General features: G+C 41.0%; 13 protein-coding genes. 4 read left to right on the forward strand and 9 right to left on the reverse strand.

Going from position 1 to position 17,139, the window contains the following annotated elements; genetic code table 11:
* A partial coding sequence (locus ABZB17_RS09925) for a T9SS type A sorting domain-containing protein (protein WP_372649843.1) occupies positions 1-632 on the forward strand: 632 nt, incomplete at its 5' end.
* A 960-nt stretch (positions 633-1,592) separates the two neighbouring features.
* Here the strand turns inward: ABZB17_RS09925 and ABZB17_RS09930 are convergent.
* The 9 genes from ABZB17_RS09930 to ABZB17_RS09970 all read right to left on the reverse strand — a co-directional run bounded on the left by ABZB17_RS09930 (position 1,593) and on the right by ABZB17_RS09970 (position 10,506).
* Entirely contained in the window at positions 1,593-2,531 is a 939-nt protein-coding gene (locus ABZB17_RS09930) for a type IX secretion system membrane protein PorP/SprF (RefSeq protein WP_372649845.1), read from the reverse strand.
* Entirely contained in the window at positions 2,531-3,898 is a 1,368-nt protein-coding gene (locus ABZB17_RS09935) for a gliding motility-associated C-terminal domain-containing protein (protein ID WP_372649846.1), read from the reverse strand. Before ABZB17_RS09935 ends, ABZB17_RS09930 begins: the two co-directional genes overlap by 1 nt.
* Complete coding sequence (locus ABZB17_RS09940) at positions 3,810-4,622, reverse strand: hypothetical protein (protein ID WP_372649847.1); 813 nt, start codon at positions 4,620-4,622, stop codon at positions 3,810-3,812. Before ABZB17_RS09940 ends, ABZB17_RS09935 begins: the two co-directional genes overlap by 89 nt.
* Before the next feature lie 46 nt (positions 4,623-4,668).
* Positions 4,669-5,499, reverse strand: a complete 831-nt coding sequence (locus ABZB17_RS09945) for a hypothetical protein (RefSeq protein ID WP_372649849.1) — start codon at positions 5,497-5,499, stop codon at positions 4,669-4,671.
* Positions 5,500-5,550: 51 nt separating this feature from the next.
* On the reverse strand, positions 5,551-6,894 hold the full coding sequence (locus ABZB17_RS09950) for a hypothetical protein (RefSeq protein ID WP_372649851.1): 1,344 nt from the start codon (positions 6,892-6,894) through the stop codon (positions 5,551-5,553).
* Between the two features lie 497 nt (positions 6,895-7,391).
* A complete protein-coding gene (locus ABZB17_RS09955; RefSeq protein WP_372649853.1) occupies positions 7,392-7,889 on the reverse strand; it encodes a DUF4252 domain-containing protein in 498 nt (165 codons plus the stop codon).
* Positions 7,890-7,973: 84 nt separating this feature from the next.
* Entirely contained in the window at positions 7,974-9,551 is a 1,578-nt protein-coding gene (locus tag ABZB17_RS09960; protein WP_372649855.1) for a PspC domain-containing protein, read from the reverse strand.
* A gap of 31 nt (positions 9,552-9,582) precedes the next feature.
* Positions 9,583-9,915, reverse strand: coding sequence for a PadR family transcriptional regulator (locus ABZB17_RS09965; RefSeq protein WP_372649857.1), 333 nt, complete (start codon positions 9,913-9,915; stop codon positions 9,583-9,585).
* Between the two features lie 63 nt (positions 9,916-9,978).
* Positions 9,979-10,506, reverse strand: coding sequence for a hypothetical protein (locus tag ABZB17_RS09970; RefSeq protein ID WP_372649859.1), 528 nt, complete (start codon positions 10,504-10,506; stop codon positions 9,979-9,981).
* Positions 10,507-11,275: 769 nt separating this feature from the next.
* On the opposite strand from ABZB17_RS09970, the gene ABZB17_RS09975 reads away from it, so the two are divergent.
* The 3 genes from ABZB17_RS09975 to nadA form a co-directional block, all read left to right on the forward strand.
* Positions 11,276-14,542, forward strand: a complete 3,267-nt coding sequence (locus ABZB17_RS09975) for a carboxypeptidase regulatory-like domain-containing protein (RefSeq protein WP_372649861.1) — start codon at positions 11,276-11,278, stop codon at positions 14,540-14,542.
* An 18-nt stretch (positions 14,543-14,560) separates the two neighbouring features.
* On the forward strand, positions 14,561-16,057 hold the full coding sequence (locus tag ABZB17_RS09980) for a BACON domain-containing protein (RefSeq protein WP_372649863.1): 1,497 nt from the start codon (positions 14,561-14,563) through the stop codon (positions 16,055-16,057).
* A gap of 144 nt (positions 16,058-16,201) precedes the next feature.
* Positions 16,202-17,139: quinolinate synthase NadA (nadA, locus tag ABZB17_RS09985; protein ID WP_372649865.1), on the forward strand; the 938-nt coding region annotated here is incomplete at its 3' end.

The raw sequence follows: 17,139 nt of genomic DNA on the forward strand, positions 1-17,139 counted from the left end.
GCCTGGCAGAAAAACCACCTTACTGGCAGTACCTGAACAATACTGACCGTACCGATTTGTTTCAGGTAATGGCAAAGTTGAACGAACTGAAACAAACCTACAATGAGTTCTCGCCCGAGACTTTTACCCACAGTCTTTCGGGTGCCACAAAATGGTTTATTTCAAGTAACGCGGGTAATCATGCAATAGCACTTGGTAACTTTGGCATCACGGAAAACAATATCACCATTGATTTTCCGGAGACAGGAAAATACTACGAGTTTTTCAGTGGCGATTCGATTGAAATATCAAGCACAAATCAATCCTTTACGTTTGCTCCGGGCGAATACCGCCTGTATTCAACACAACAATTTGAAGAGCCAAGAATTGTAACTGATATCGATGAACCGGAAATCAGGAGTAGCGATTTGCAGGTTTATCCTAATCCTGCATCGAATAAACTGACGGTAGCTTCGGATAAAACGATTTCCACAGTGCAGCTGTATTCAATTGCCGGAACTTTACAATATCAGGCAAACGACTTACGCAAAAACAAGGTTGAAATTGATGTGCAGAATTTTACTCCGGGTGTTTATTTAATCCGCGTTGGACAAAACGGAAACAGCATCACACAAAAGGTTTTGGTAAAATAGTTTTAGAAAAAATACGATTTAGAGGCCGGGGTAACTCCCGGCTTTTTTTCTGAGGCCCGATCTTTTTACGTGTATTGCCGTTTGAATTTCGTCCTAGAGAACCATCTGGCTTCGATCGGCCTACTTCGCCGGACGATTTCCCTTTGGTCATTTCATCCCGGCGCTACGCGCCGGGTTATTCACATTAGACGCTTCCAGCGTCATGAAAAGTTTGCAATCTCAACATAGCTGGTCAATAAACTCATTTTAACTCCGTAATTCTGTTCAATATCCCGAAGGGATAAAATGTGACTAACCTCGGGTGAAACCCGGGGTTGATGCGACAGTAAGTCAAAGGCGCATTCAAAATGTTGTTCAACGCACAATCATTTTATGCGCCTGGTAATCTGACTATTTTTATGAAATGCTGTCGAGGGACCTCATTCTCATTCCTTCATGGTGCCCCCGTGAATCATGAATGTTTTTTTGTGATATAACAGCTTACTCCTAAAAAAATGACATGTCCCCAACAACCGATTAGCTTTAGCTTCCCGCAACGAATGATGCGCCGAAACAAGATAGCCGTCATCTTCCTTAAGATCAACTGTATCTTTTATAAGATTGTCTTCATCTTCTACCAGATGATCATTATCTGATGAAAGATAATGCTTCTCTTACGACAGAAAACCATTCGCTGACAGAAGATAGCCGTCATCTTTCATAAGATCAACTGCATCTTTCATAAGATTGTCTCCTTCTTTTACCAGATAATCATTATCTATTGAAAGATAATCCTTCTCTTACGACAGAGAACCATTAGCTGACAGAAGATAGTTATCATCTTCCATAGATCGGTCTTATCTTATGCCTTCAATATTATCACGGATTAAGAGGATACACTTTTTTGCAAAAATGCCCGCTTTCTACTGCGAAAACATAGATTTGTGAAACATTTTTATGGCTGCGGTGAGCCATCAGGGATTACTTTTCAGCGGTTGCCTGGCCGCCACGGCCAAAGAGGTCGAGATTATAGCTAAACATGATTTCGTGCGTACCGCTGCTAAAGGCGCTTAATTCAGAAACGGTAATATCGTAGGCATAACCGATCGACATTTTTGGCGAGGGATTAAACTTAACCAACATACCATACGCATCACCAAAACGATACATGGCTCCCACCCAGAATTTATCACGGAAACCGCCCATCACAGTCAGATCAACCGAAAGAGGAGCACTTTTAACCCATCGCGTCATTCCGTTTGTTTTTAACTGAAAATCTTCGCTAAAATCAATTCGGTGCCCGGCTACAAAATACATGTGGCGCTGCTGTTTATTAATGTAATCGGTTTTAACGTCCTCGTTAATAATAATATTATCAATAAGTTTTGGCACCGATAAACCGAAATAGGTAGTTTCGGAATACAAAAACAAGCCCACACCAACATTGGGCAGAAAGTTTTCGTAAATATCGTGGTTAAATACCGGGTCGGAATCTACGGTTTTAAGCGCAACAAGGCTGGCACGATAAAAACTCACACCACCTTTAAGTCCCAAACCCAACTTAAATTTTTCAGAAACCGGAAGGAAATAAGAGTAATCGGCATAGAATCCGGTTTGTTTCAGTGGCCCGATCTGGTCGGACATCAGCGAGAAACCCACACCAATATTTTGTTCGTCATACGACGTGTTGTAGGTAAACGAACGTGTTGCCGGAGCGCCATCGAACTCCACCCACTGGCTGCGTGCTACCATTAAAATATTTCCAATTCCCTGCGAACCGGCATATCCCGGATTTAGCACCTGCAGGTTGTCCATATACTGCGTGTACATGGGATCTTGCTGAGCACTGCCCTCTTTTCCTTGTAGCAAAACCACAAGTGTAAGGATTAAAAAAGCTGCTATTTTAGTTCGTTTTCCCATTATCTGTCGATATATACCGAGCCGGCAATTGGTTGTTCTCCGTTTCCTAAATCAAGTACATAAAAGTAGCTTCCGCTTGGCAGGTCGCTGTCGTCGCCACCCTGGTTTGATTTACCATTCCAAAATTGTGGCGATGTAGAAATGCCATATCCACGGGCTTTGTACACTGTTTTTCCCCAGCGGTTTATTATGGTAATCGAGTTCTGCTCAAACAACTCAATTCCTATAATTTCAAAATAGTCGTTTACATTATCGGCGTTGGGTGTAAATGCTTCGGGAATAAAGAAACCGGCCGCCGTTACATACACAAAAACATTGGCATTATTGCACTTTTCGTAGGTGTTACAAATGCGGTACTGAAATACATCGCCACCCAAAAATCCATCATTTGGCGTGTAAGTTACCGTACCATCGCCGTTGATATCGACAAAACCATTAGCGGGATCCTGCATAATTTGTAACGATAAAGGATCAAGCTCCTGCTGCGGATCTTCATCGTTCACCAGCAGATCTATCGTTACCGCTGTTCGATATTCGGTGGTATCGTAATCATCGCGGACAATTGGCGCCGAAATAAATCGGCTAACCACCACCGAGTCAGTGGCAGTACATCCAAAAATATCGGTAACCTGCAGGTAATAAGTTCCTGCAGAACTAATTTCGGGTGTTGCAGTATTTTGGCCATTTACAAAGGTTCCGTTAGCAGTTGACCAGGCAAATTGTAATTGCTCGCCCATACTTCCGGTCCCATTTAAAAGAGCTGTAAGGCCATTTTCAAGTATAAAATCTTCACTGGCACTGGCTTGCACATCCGAAACTAATATGGTTACAGAATCCCGACCTAGCACCCCATCGCTATTGCTTACCGTTAAGACAAAATCAGTACTTTCTCCCGGTGTAAATACCGGATTTAAAAGAGTTGGATCATCAAGATTATCTGATGGGCTCCAGGAGTAGAATAAACCGGCTGTATCAGAAACCCAGGCCGACAATACGTATGGGCTGCAATTTCCAATTGTTGAATCCTTGCCTGAATTGAAAGCGACATTATTACTTTCAACAATTTCAACCAGCTGGCTGATGGTGTCACTTAAACACCCATTCCCATCACGAACCACAGCTTTTAGGGCATACAACCCCATAGGCCCATCCCAAACAATGGTGGCCGAACTACCTGTAATTTCACCCAATGCCGTAGTGGTTCCGTTTTCCGGTATTACAAACCAGTTATATATTGCATTAACAGGTTGTCCAGAGACAAAACCAATGTTATAGGTTTTACTCTGTCCCTGTTGAAATACGGTTTGTCCACGACTGCCCGATGCCGTCAGGATTATAAGTAACAATATGAGCAAACGCTCCTTCATCAATCAAATACTTCTTTCTTAACTCTTCTGAAAACTCAATAATTGGCAATGCAAAAATAGTATGAGTATATGTTGCACTAGTTCCTGATTTAATAGGGATACCGTCTTTATCAGTAATACTTGTAATTGCGACTAATACATCGTTATCAACAGTTGGATCAGGCGAAAACCAGTCTTCATCAACCTGAATACTCTGATCATCGTATTGAAGTTTTTGCGAATAAGAAACGCCATTCACACTAAATTCCACATTAAGCGGAAAATAGGCAGCCCCAATTGGCTGCCCATTATTATCTAATGTTATGATTCTTTCTGAAAAACTATTTCCCTCTTTGTTAAAACAGTCGGTACTGGCAGTACTTTCAAATTCTGCAACTCGATTGTTTAACTGAGGTGCTACTTCAAGACGAATGGAGTTTGAACAACCTAAGATGGAGACTTCGAGCCATACATAATAATTATTCAGCGAAGCCCCTTCGTTCCACAATATCTGAGTTGTTGCTAAACCATCGTCTGCAATTACGCCAGTTGTATTACCTATAAAATCGAATTCCCAAGTTAAATCATCATCATAGACTCCTGTGCCATCGGCATTAGCCGTAACAAAGAAGGTATAGTCGGCTCCTTCTGAAATACCATTACAGGCATAAACATAGCTTCCTCCCTCCAGAGGTGTGTCCGCCGAACGCTGTGCTTTAGCTAACAGCCCGAAAGCTGTTAACATTATCACTGTTATGATGATATGTTTATATGGGTACATCCGCTACACCTTAGTAACTAAAAGTACCAATAGCAGGAAGAGATTTTGCAACAACACCTTTAGATGCATCACTTCCTGTATAATTTGCACCTGCTGTACCTCCTGATTGTAATTCAACACTACTAGCAGTACCCGTCATTGTTTCATTAGCTATACCCGGGGCAGTTGCAAATGAAACAGTGAATACGTGAGGTCCTAAATTGGTTGCACCAGCAGAAACCGAAATTGTGCTTCCAGTAGCTGTTGTTGGCAGAGCCGTTCCACTACCACTTGTATATTGTATGGTTATCGGATTAGCATCAATCAGATAATCATTTAAATCAAAATCAAATGAATAAGTAGCATCGGCAGCTAAACTACCTGTAATAGTAGGCGTTACTGTAAACGTAAATGTATTTGCAGAAGCCCCAATATCGGCAGATTCATTATCGTTTAAGGTTCCATCTGTGTTTTGACATAGATCATCGACAGATGATGTTACAGCAACTGCTATAGTAGGTGCAGCAGTAGGTGCAATTGCCAGGTTGATATAGTTCGAACAATTTGTAGTACCATCTGTAATTGTTACTGTCAAATTTCCGGCAGTAGCACCGGTATCATAGGTAACATCAAAAGATATGCTTTGATCGGCTCCTGCTGAAATAGAAATACCAGATGGCAAAGTAACATTCGTTCCGCTGTAGGTTACCACAGCAGTACTTGCATTTATTACTGTAATCCCACTTAATGTATAAGAATAAGTTTCGCCAATATAAGGCGTAATGGCAGTTTGTGCTTTTACGCTATTGGCAAAAAATGCCAGTGCAAACACGGTTAGTAGAGTAAAAATGATTTTTTTCATAACATCAATTTTTTAGTTTTTTGAATTTGCAATCTCTATTTATGAATAATTCTAATTAAAGTCGCCAACCACGGGCATTTCATCGATTACGTGAGTAGCACTATTATCTGTAGTACCAGCTGTTTCATTACATTCGCCATCGTTTCCATTGCTAACAGAAAACTGTACATCCAGCTGACTTCCGGGCACATTTTTGATATGAAAAGTAAATGTCACCTCGGTATGTAATCCGGCATCAATGCTTCCTCCGGCATCATCCCCACTATAGTTAATCGTTGAATTATCTTCTGCAACAACACTAACCAAGTCATACACCTCAACATCGCCACTTTCATCAATGGCAAAGTCGAAAGTAAAAGCACTGGTCGTTGAAAGGTCTTTCAATACTTTAAACTGCACCTCAGTACAGCCAGGATTATACGCTGCTCCGCCACTTGCATTAAACGGCGGTAAAAACTCAGGACAATGGCTTCCTGAAATCCCAGAAAGCACATCGCTTACTATTAAGCTAAATCTATTTACCTGTACTGTTTTGCTATCTGAAATATCGATGCTACAATCGCCATCGTTTATTGATACCAGTGTTAGCGTAACATCTGAGGTTGCACCACTTACTGTAATAGTTACTTCTCCTCCTGTCAGAACAATGTCGTTTGTGGTACTGCCTCCATCAAAAGAATAGGTTACGGTTGCACCGTCAGTACCGGTAAGTGTAAATACCACATCATCACCTTCGCAAACGGAGGTGGCAGCTCCTGAAATTGTTGCAGAAGCATTACAGTCCAAAACCAAATCAACAATATCGACCGGGATTAAACCATTTTCCTCATTTGTATTAAAAGCTTCTTCAGTACCTACGTGGCATGTTTCAGTACTATAATTGTCTGTATTGTTATCGTAATTGGAGCAGATTCCCAAGCTGGTTGATCCTCCGTCGAAAGTACCGAACACATAAATACTGGCATTTGTAATGTTAATATCGGCTGCACCTCCTCCATCGATAGTGAAATTACCTTGAACTATGAAATAACTTGACAGATTGATATTAACTTTATTTGATATGTTAGCATTTCCGTGAATGATTATCTTGGCTTCTGAGCCGGTAATAAACTCGGGATCATTATTAACCATTGTTAAATTACCAGTTAAGATAAGTGTTCCTTCAACAGTTAACACCCCCTTTTGATCAATTACCAAGTCGTTAACCTCAACTGTAGTTCCTGCCTGAATTGTAATTTCATGATCAATTATCACATTGTCATTTTCGTTGGGAATGCTGTCAGGTTGCCAGGTAGATTCCAGGCTCCATGAGCCGTTCTGGCCAGAGCTAATGGTTGATTGTGCAGATGAAAATTGCGGGGTAAATATAAAAAAGAACAGGGACGATAGTAGCATAGCAACACGACTCAAGCTTTGCGAACTTCTATACACTTCATTGATAAAATGGAGTGTGGATTTAGTCAATATGTCCCTACAGCACAATGTATGCACCATTCTTTTACTCTTACTTTTCAATGTTTTTTTCCTTCTGCTATTGCCTGCACATGACACTAACAGTTTTGTTGGCAATTTTGAAAAAGGCAATTTTACCATTTTGGGTCTTTTTGTAAAGAGCCGCAAACTTGTTTTTTAACAATTGGCAAATCATCAATTTTCAATTTAAAATTAGCCACGCCAAATATAACAAATACAATCTGTTACAATTTGATCGCCAAAAGTAAAGAATTAACAAAGACATGTGAATTCAGAATCCTTGATTTGTGCGAATAGTTTCATTTTGGGACACTGTTTAACATTGAAACGTGATTAATTAATACAAGAAATCCAAAAAAAAGGTCGTTATAAGCAAAAGTGCGCATAACGACCTTTTAGTATGATGTTATTTCAACTTCCTATTCCGACATATCCTGCCCTTGCGACTTCAATTTGTCGATATCATTTACATTAAAATCGCCAAAGAACGACACAATAAAACTATTACCTTCAGAATTTTCGCTGGTGATAAATACATGACACTCGGTATATTTCTTTTTCCCGCCCAGCAAATAGATTTCGGCATCCGAATCGTCGTCATCATCTTCGTATTTCTCATATTTCGCGGGAAGAAGCGCAATTGCTTTTTGGGTAAACTCGCTATTTTTCAAACTCCCTTTTTCAGGATTGTACGACATAAACCTAATTCTATTTAAATCGCCTGTTACATTCTTTTCATTATCATCACCCAAATCGATATCAATAGCATCGATCATATCTTTTGAGAACGAAAAGCTGGTTACGCCGTCTTTATTGGCAAAGGTGTCATACATTTTATCCGACTTGCTTTGTCCTGATGCCAGCAGTCCGGCCAACAAAAGACCAAGCGCAAAAAGTAATGTTGTTACTGTTTTCATAGCTACTTTTTTATAAACACGAAGACGCTAAGCCACAAAGCTATTTTTATGCTTTTCTCTTTGAGTCTCCGTGACTTTGTGTTTTTATTTAATTGATTTTTCTGTCAATCCTTCCGGTTTCATTTCCCAGTATTTTCCAACCATATCGCCATCCCAGGTATTCGAAACATTTTCTATATCATGAATAATTTCATCCATGTCGTTTCCAAGAAATACTGCTTTTCCTTCAGGTACTCTTATTTTTATATCCACTTCCTGACCTCTCCATTTTGCCTCGTCGCCGATAAAGAAATACGGATCGAAATAAAGGGTTGAATCGGTTCTTTCATAAGTGTACACCATTTCTTCGCACCACTGTTTAGCGTTGTCGCGTGTTTTACCTCGTGATGAATAGCGCACTGTTACCACAAATTCATCGCCCGACGAACGGATTACATCCAACTGCGGATAACCAACCACTACTTCTTCTCCATCAATAACAGCTACCTTAAAACCTTCCACATCCCAATCAATCTCAGCGTAATCATCCAGTTTATCTTCGGCCATTCGGAGATATAAAGTTTGGCAAGAATCGCACGAAATGGTTTCGCTTTTTGTTATCGATGAGCTTTGTTTGTAGTTTCCAACCTGCCCAACCGAAAGAATTAACAGGGCGAAAATCGATACCAACCAAACACCTACCATCGACAAGGCAACAATTGCATTGTTTGATTTATACCTGAAAACCAGCTTGGTTCCGATATAAACAAGTGCCAATAACGGGAGGCCTGCTATCAATCCAACCAATATCAGGCCCCAGGTAGCTGTACCCGGCTCAATAAAGTGGTTCAACATATTGGGCACATGAATTTCGGGTCCCCAAATCAGCGGCATTCCTTCAACAAACGAATGGCCAATAACCATCGACGACACCAATCCGAGTATTCCGAAAAAGCCGGACAGGATGAGGAACACACCAAACACAATTACAAATACTTTCAGAATTACTTTGAAAATATTATAAACCACGTCGCCGGCCCCTTCCATCGACTTTTTTCCTTTCGAATAGGTATCCGATTCTTTAAATTTCTTATAGCTTTCTTTTACTTCCTTTACCTCTTCTTTTATCGACTTTTCGATGTTTTTCACGGTAGCTTCCTGACCACGCATTTCAAGGCGTTGTGCGGTACTAACTGCCTTCGGCACAGCTATCCATAAAATCAGGTAAGCCAATCCGGCAGCACCCGATGTTACAAAAAACAGAATCACCAAAATGATACGCAGGATTACGGGATCCATATTAAAGTAAGCACCCAAACCTCCGCAAATACCACCCAACACCCGATGATCGGGATCGCGGTACAAACGGCGTTTACGCTTGGCTTCCGATGCAATAGAAACATCTTCATCTTCGCCTTCTTCTTCGGCAAAGTCTTCGGGCGTTCCCATTACCTCAACCATTTCATTTACCCACTCAACGGTAATCACCTTTTTCTCTTCGGTACTTTTCGAACTGAAAATTTCGGCAATTCGAGCCTCAATATCAGCAATAATCTCTCTTCCTTCCTCGTCAACTCCAAAATGATTTTTCAGATTGATAAGGTATTTTTGCAGCACCTCGTAAGCATCCTCTTCAATGTGAAATATTGTGCCGCTTATATTTATTGTGAATGTCTTTTTCATCTTGTTTTTTGTTTGAATTTATTAGGATGGACTAAGCTTTGTTATCTCTAATTGTTTGTACTGCACCAACCAGTTCGCTCCACGAATCTTCGAGTTCAATTAAAAAGCTACGGCCGGTTTCGGTAAGCTCATAATATTTTCGAGGTGGCCCCTGTGTTGATTCTTCCCAGCGATAACCCAGCAACCCTGCATTTTTTAGCCGTGTTAACAAGGGATACAACGTTCCTTCTACCACTATCATTTTTGCTTCTTTCAACGACTCGATAATATCGCTGGCATAAAGTGGCTTTCCGTCGAGAACGAGCAGAATACAGTATTCCAGTACTCCCTTTCTCATTTGTGCTTTTGTGTTTTCTATCTTCATTTTTTGTCCCTTTCTATCTGTTAGTCCTCTGTTTTCATCACAATTAATTGGTTTTACCTGCTGTTAAATATTCCAGGTACTTTCCGAAACCATCCAGGCTTCCAGCTCCAGCGCTGCTTCTTCCTCTACCACCGGCTGAAACAGTGTTTCATTCATCATCCAGTCCTCCAGCTCAAGGCTTGTTTCGCTTGCCTCGCTGTATACAAACTGAGTGGTGTTAAATCTTGAATCGTCGGTCATCCATGCTTCAACTTCCATGGCAGGCTCAACTTCATTCACAAAGTAATAGCTAACCTCGCTCTCTGCCGGAATTCCTTCCACGTCTTCAATTTCAGCGGGCGCTGCCATTGCTATGGCAATATCGCTAAAACCTGTATTCTCCAATAAACGTTTCCAAAATGTTTGTGCGCTTACTGTAAAACTAATAAGAACAAAGCTAACTACTACTGCTGCTGATCGTAAAACTGCTTTCTGAACATTGTTTTTTGTTTTCATCTCGTTTTCATTTTTTGTTTTTAATGGTACTCGATGTAACTCGCAATCAGATTGTTTTTTGTTTTCATGGCTTTGATTTGTGATTGCTCGTTTCATGACTTTGAGTTTTTGTTTTCTGTTTCTGTTTTTTGTTTCTTGGCTTTGCGATTTTTTTCGAAGTTCGCTCTTCGTTTCTGTTTTCTATTTGTTTTCTGTTTCCTTTTTTAAGACGACTGTTTTTTGTTTCCGTTACACGCTGCAAAGAACTTTTTTTAAGATTGTACTTTTTTTTACATCGTTGTTTGCATTACAAATATATGTCATTAATCTAGTACTTTGCAACACATAGTACCATATTTTTTTGATCAAACCTAATAATAAACGCCTTTAACACTGACATACTGCATGTTACACATCGCATTATTTTTCAATAATTTTTTAATAAAATCAAAATCCATCAACTTACTTAACAATAAGCTACGATTTAACCAGTTCCGGAACACTGCAAAAATGTTAAAATGTGAATAAAAATGTTAATAACTCAAACAATTTGTTTAACAACTTAATTGATGTAGACTTGTTTTTACTGAGCATTAATAGGAATTTTATCTAGTTCGAAGTGGGGTAAAAGTTAAGGCATAATACACAATAAAATAACATCTATTTAACAAAAACAACTGAAAGAAGACTTTCCTTTGCTGCATGTTTAGGAAATTAGGGTGGAGAGATTGATTTTACAGTCAATAATAAACTGCACACAAAAACAAAATGAGAGCCACATTAGGATACACAATACAATATGTTCAATCGTCCCATTCATTATCTTTTAACAGTAAGAGAAACAAACACATACAATCCATTCAATAATTATTTAAATTCCAAATCTATGATTAAAAAAATCAGTTTTTTATTAGTAGCGCTAATTGTCTTTTCTGCTACTATTATTCAGGCACAGGTAACCACCTCCAGTATGAGTGGACGGGTTACTGATGCTGAAGGAGCTGTAATAGGTGCAACGGTGGTTGCCACACACACCCCTTCAGGAACGACTTATGGTACCGTAACCAACGTGGAGGGCCGGTTCAACCTAAACGGTATGCGTGTAGGTGGACCTTATAATGTGAAAATTACCTTCATTGGATATGGTGCATTTACTCAAAACAATATTACCTTGAGTTTAGGTGAGAACTATGTAATGAATGTGGTGCTTACAGAAGAAGCATTGTCAATAGACGAAGTTATTGTTTCGGCCACCCGCACAAAATTCTCGAACGAGAAAACCGGAACGGTGACCAATATAACAAACGACCAGATTGATAACCTGCCTACCGTAACCCGCAGTATTATGGACATTACCCGCCTTTCTCCTTACGGGGGTGATGGTATGAGCTTTGCCGGATCCGATGGTCGTACGGCTAACTTTACAGTGGATGGAGCTAATTTCAACAACAACTTTGGTTTGAGTGATAATCTTCCTGGTGGAGGTAATCCAATCTCCATCGAAGCTATTGAAGAATTGCAGGTTGTAATTGCCCCATACGATGTGCGCCAGACTAACTTTATTGGCGGTGGTGTAAACGCTATTACAAAATCGGGTACAAATACCTTTAAGGCAAGTGCATACACTTATCACCGAAATGAAAACATGCGCGGAAATGCTGTTGATGGACAGGAAATAGCCGGTGCACGTGAGAAAGACCGTAATACCTTATACGGATTTACGTTAGGAGGTCCGATCATTGAAAACAAATTATTCTTCTTCATAAACGCCGAGAAGGAGGAAACTCCAACTGTTGCCAATCGTTGGAGAGCTTCAACTGATGGTGTTGCTGATCCGGACAATTTTATTTCACGCACAACAGAAGACGATCTTCAGACCGTTTCTGATTTTGTAAGAAATAAATATGGATACGAAACAGGATCTTTCACCAGTTTTCCGGCTGACGAAAGCAACAAAAAACTGCTTGCCCGTATCGATTGGAACATTACCGACAAACATCGTTTAGCATTACGCTATAACTATACTAAGAACACTTCATGGAGATCGCCTAACGCATCTTCTATGGACGGAGGTACACGTATGTCGGAGGCCAGGATGTCACAGGCTTCCATGTCGTATGCCAACTCGATGTATTCGATGGACAACCTTGTTCATTCGTTCTCTTTTGACTTAAACAGCCGTTTATCGGAAAACATCTCTAACCAGTTCCTGGCAACCTTCTCAAAACTCGACGATGTACGCGGAACAAATTCTGCTCCGTTTCCTTTTATCGACATTTTGAAAGACGATCAGGCCTACCTTTCATTAGGTTACGAGCTATTTACCTGGAACAATGGTGTTCACAACAATGTATGGAACATTAAAGATGAGATGACCTTCTATATGGGTAATCATAAAATTGTTGGCGGTATTGCATACGAGTACAAGATGGCTGATAATGCTTACATGCGTAACGGAACCGGTTATTACCGCTACTCAAGTCTCGACGACTTCTTAAACGAAGCAACGCCTGAGATTGTAAACTTAACTTATGGCTACGATGGTGAAGCGAATCCTGCAGCTCGTGTAAGAAGTAACAAAATTGGGGCTTACGCCCAGGATGACTGGAGTGTTACCGAAAGATTCAAACTTTCGTACGGACTTCGCATTGACGCACTTATCTTTAACAATAACGACTTGATTACTAACCAGGCTATTAAAGATCTTGATTATAACGGTCGTAGTATTGACACAGGAAAATGGCCTGATGCCAATATCATATTCTCTCCTCGTGTAGGTTTTGTATGGGATGCTTCCGGCGACAAGAGCCTGAAGGTTCGTGGTGGTACCGGTCTTTTCTCGGGTAATTTACCACTTGTATTCTTCACCAACATGCCAACCAACGGTGGTATGGTTCAATACCAGGCTCAAATCAATGCACGGAATGCTGAGAACAATGGCTTCTCAATGGATGAATTTGCCGGTGGTTTGGTAACCGATGCCGAAGGAAATGCAACAATAGCAGCATTACATGATAAACTGGCAAGTTTAGGTTATCCTACAACCATCTCACCTGAAGACGGTACCGTTCCTTCTTCAATTGCTGCTGTAGCTTCAGATTTTAAAATGCCACAAGTTTGGAAAACATCATTTGCTGTTGATTATGCCTTCCCAACATCATTCCCATTGTCGGCAACAGTTGAAGGAATCTATAACAAAACGATCAACGGTGTTTCTATTTCCGACTGGAGTATTCCAAATGTAGGAGGTTTTGCCCGTTTTAACGGTGTTGACAATCGTCCGATTTACCCGGCTGGTTACCGTACCGGAACCAAAGCATTTGTTTTGGATAACACAAGCCGTGGTTATGGCTGGTCAGCCAACATCACTGTTAATGCTAAACCGGCGGAATGGGTAAGCGTGATGGCTGCCTATACACACACCGTTGCAAAAGATGTAACCGGCATGCCTGGATCGAACCCGGAATCGGCATTTACCTATGTTCCAACTGTGGAAGGTCCTAACAATATTAAACTGCACAATTCGCAATACACCACACCCGATCGTTTGGTGGCATCGTTTACTGCACACGACAAGAGCGGTAACCACTACAGCATTATTTACGAAGGTTGGCGCGGTGGAGCAAACGAATCATTTATGACAGTTAATGATATGAATGGTGACGGATACAACTACGATGCAATTTATGTTCCTACTGACGAAGAAGTAGCAAACGGCGATTTCCGCTTTGTTTCTGAAGACGATCAAACCCGTTTTATGGACTATGTTCATTCCAACGATTATCTGAAAGACCAACAGGGTGAGTATGCAGAAGCCTACAGCGTTTACTCTCCATGGGTACATCGTGTAGACTTAAGTTACAAACACGATTTTTCGGTTAAAACAGGGAACAATGTACACAAGCTGCAACTTAGCCTTGATGTTAAAAACGTGATGAACTTCTTCAACAACAGCTGGGGTGTAGGCAAGTTCCTGAACGCAGAAATTGGTTCGGATGCCCGTATTCTTAAGTACGAAGGTGTTGATGCCGACGGTGTGGCTACATTCTCTACACCCTCGTCAATCCATGGTAATACCAAAACATTCACACCAGGCATTTCATTGGGTCAGTGTTGGTATGCTTCTATTGGTATCAAATATATTTTCAACTAATTTAAAGTATAGAATAATATGAAACTTAAATATTTATTTCCAATATTCATCGCCATACTTGCCCTGATGACGAGTTGTGAAGATGAAGAAACAATGACTTTGCTTGATGAAATTCAGGTATCGTCGTCATACGTATCGATTCCTGTTGATGGCGGTTCTACCACCATTACCATAATGGCTAAAGAAAGCTGGACAGTTGAGAACACTGTTGAATGGTTGTCGCTCTCATCTACTTCTGGCAGTGCCGGTGAGTCAACACTTACCTTTTCGGCCGAATCGGCCATAGATGGTCGCACTGCAGAGCTTATTATTGAATGCGCAGGCGAAACTCAACGCATTAACATCATTCAGGGTTTGGCAATAGTTGCACCTGCCACAGTAGCAGAAATACTCGCCGGCCCTGAAAGTAAAACCTACCAGGTAACCGGTGTTGTTACATCAATAACCAACACAACTTACGGCAACTGGTATTTAGAGGATGAAACAGGTTCAATCTATATTTATGGTACGCTCGATTCAAAAGGTGGAGAGAAAAACTTCTTAAGCTGGGGACTTGAGGTAGGTGATGAAATTACAATAGAAGGACCTAAAGGTTCTTACAAAGGAACTCCTCAGTTGGTAAATGTATCCGTTATCAACATCAATAAATCGCTGGTAAAAGTTGATTCAACAGAAAACGCACAACTTCCTATCGAAGGTGGCGATTTTGTGGCATACGTTACCTGCAAAGGCGATGGTTTATCCGTAGAAATTCCTGATGATGCCAAGTCATGGTTATCCATTTCATCTATCCAAACTGCAGGAACGAATTCTGTAGTAACATTTAAAGCCGAAGCCAATGAGGGTGGAGATCGCGAAACTACGCTTACATTCCGCACTACTGAAGGATCGAAAAACTATACTTCGCAAACAATGCTTAGCCAGAAAGGAGCGATTTTAGAGGTATCTATTGCCGAATTCCTTGCTGCTGAAGTTGGCAATACCCAATATCGTTTATCAGGGGTTATTACCGGTATTTCAAATACTACCTACGGCAATTTATACCTGCGCGATTACTCCGGCGAAACATTTGTGTATGGCATTCAGGATTTCCAGGATAAAGGATTGAAGGAAGGCGACATTATTACAATTGTTGGAAAACGTTCGGCCTATAACGGAAATCCACAGGTAGGAGGTGCCGTATTGGAAGAAGTTATTCCCGTAACACCGGTTACTATTGCTGAGTTTCTGGCTAAACCAGAAGATTCTGATACATACTATATGATAACCGGCCAAATTTCAGACATTGATTATGCACCGTATGGCAATCTTTATTTGAATGATGGCACCACTGAAGTATATGTATATGGCTGCTACCCGGGCTGGGGTGCAACCGGCGACGACAGAAAAGGTTTGTTAGATGCCAAAGGTATAGTAGTTGGAGATACACTATCGGTAATTGGTATAAGGACTAGCTATAACGGACAAGATCAGCTTGGATATGGTATATATTTCAGCCACGTAAGTGCACAGTAAAGGACAATATTCGTCCAACTCAATATGAAGAAAGCCGCAGTTATGCGGCTTTTTTTATGCTTCAAAACCAAACATTTAACCGATATCACTGTTTTTTTTACAGGAATTTATATTTTTGCGCCCTGTTTATTCAGAAACTAAGAGATGGAACAGCTTCATATAGATAAAATGTTGGACGAGAAGGGTTATATTGAAGAGACAATTGACCCGAGCCTTAAGTTGGTTGAAGAAATTAAACGCCTGAAAAAGGAAAAGAACGCGGTAATACTCAGCCACTTTTACGTTGAGGGCGAACTTCAGGACATTGCTGATTACGTTGGCGACAGCCTTGGTCTGGCCCAGGCGGCTGCCAGTACCGATGCCGAGATGATTGTTTTTGTGGGGGTGCATTTTATGGCCGAAACAGCCAAAATCATCAATCCCAATAAAAAAGTGATCCTTCCCGACCTGAAAGCAAGCTGTTCGCTGGCCGAATCGGCACCGGCTGATAAATTTGCCGAATTCAAAGCCAAATATCCCGACCACAAGGTAATTACCTACGTAAATGCTACGGCGGCGTTAAAAACCATGTCCGACATTGTTTGTACATCAGCCAATGCCAAAAAAATTGTCGACAGTTTCCCCGCAGATCAGAAGCTGATTTTTGCACCGGATAAAAACCTGGGAAATTACATTAACAGCATAACCGGCCGCAGCATGGTGTTGTGGGACGGTGCCTGTATGGTTCACGAGCAATATTCGGTAGAAAAGATTATCGACCTGATGGACGCACATCCTGATGCCGAATTTATCGCTCACCCCGAGTGCGAAAAACCGGTATTACTGCTGGCAAAACATATTGGATCAACAACTGCCCTGCTGAACTACGTACAAAGCAGCGATGCCAGGAAATTTATTGTAGCAACCGAAAGCGGTATTCTGCACCAGATGACCAAGGCTTGTCCGGATAAGGTATTTATTCCGGCACCATCGAACGATTCAACGTGCGCCTGCAACGACTGCGAGTACATGAAGCTAAACAGCCTGCAAAAGCTGTACATCTGCTTAAAACACGAACAGCCGGAGGTTACACTTCCACAAGA

This window comes from Draconibacterium sp. (genome assembly GCF_041583095.1).
Taxonomy (GTDB): Bacteria; Bacteroidota; Bacteroidia; order Bacteroidales; family Prolixibacteraceae; genus Draconibacterium.

Excerpts from the sequence above, each read along its gene's own strand:
- ABZB17_RS09930 (WP_372649845.1), bottom strand. The coding sequence starts at position 2,531 with ATGGGAAAACGAACTAAAATAGCAGCTTTTTTAATCCTTACACTTGTG.
- ABZB17_RS09935 (WP_372649846.1), bottom strand. The coding sequence starts at position 3,898 with ATGAAGGAGCGTTTGCTCATATTGTTACTTATAATCCTGACGGCATCG.
- ABZB17_RS09940 (WP_372649847.1), bottom strand. The coding sequence starts at position 4,622 with ATGTTAACAGCTTTCGGGCTGTTAGCTAAAGCACAGCGTTCGGCGGAC.
- ABZB17_RS09945 (WP_372649849.1), bottom strand. The coding sequence starts at position 5,499 with ATGAAAAAAATCATTTTTACTCTACTAACCGTGTTTGCACTGGCATTT.
- ABZB17_RS09950 (WP_372649851.1), bottom strand. The coding sequence starts at position 6,894 with ATGCTACTATCGTCCCTGTTCTTTTTTATATTTACCCCGCAATTTTCA.
- ABZB17_RS09955 (WP_372649853.1), bottom strand. The coding sequence starts at position 7,889 with ATGAAAACAGTAACAACATTACTTTTTGCGCTTGGTCTTTTGTTGGCC.
- ABZB17_RS09960 (WP_372649855.1), bottom strand. The coding sequence starts at position 9,551 with ATGAAAAAGACATTCACAATAAATATAAGCGGCACAATATTTCACATT.
- ABZB17_RS09965 (WP_372649857.1), bottom strand. The coding sequence starts at position 9,915 with ATGAAGATAGAAAACACAAAAGCACAAATGAGAAAGGGAGTACTGGAA.
- ABZB17_RS09970 (WP_372649859.1), bottom strand. The coding sequence starts at position 10,506 with ATGAAACGAGCAATCACAAATCAAAGCCATGAAAACAAAAAACAATCT.
- ABZB17_RS09975 (WP_372649861.1), top strand. The coding sequence starts at position 11,276 with ATGATTAAAAAAATCAGTTTTTTATTAGTAGCGCTAATTGTCTTTTCT.
- ABZB17_RS09980 (WP_372649863.1), top strand. The coding sequence starts at position 14,561 with ATGAAACTTAAATATTTATTTCCAATATTCATCGCCATACTTGCCCTG.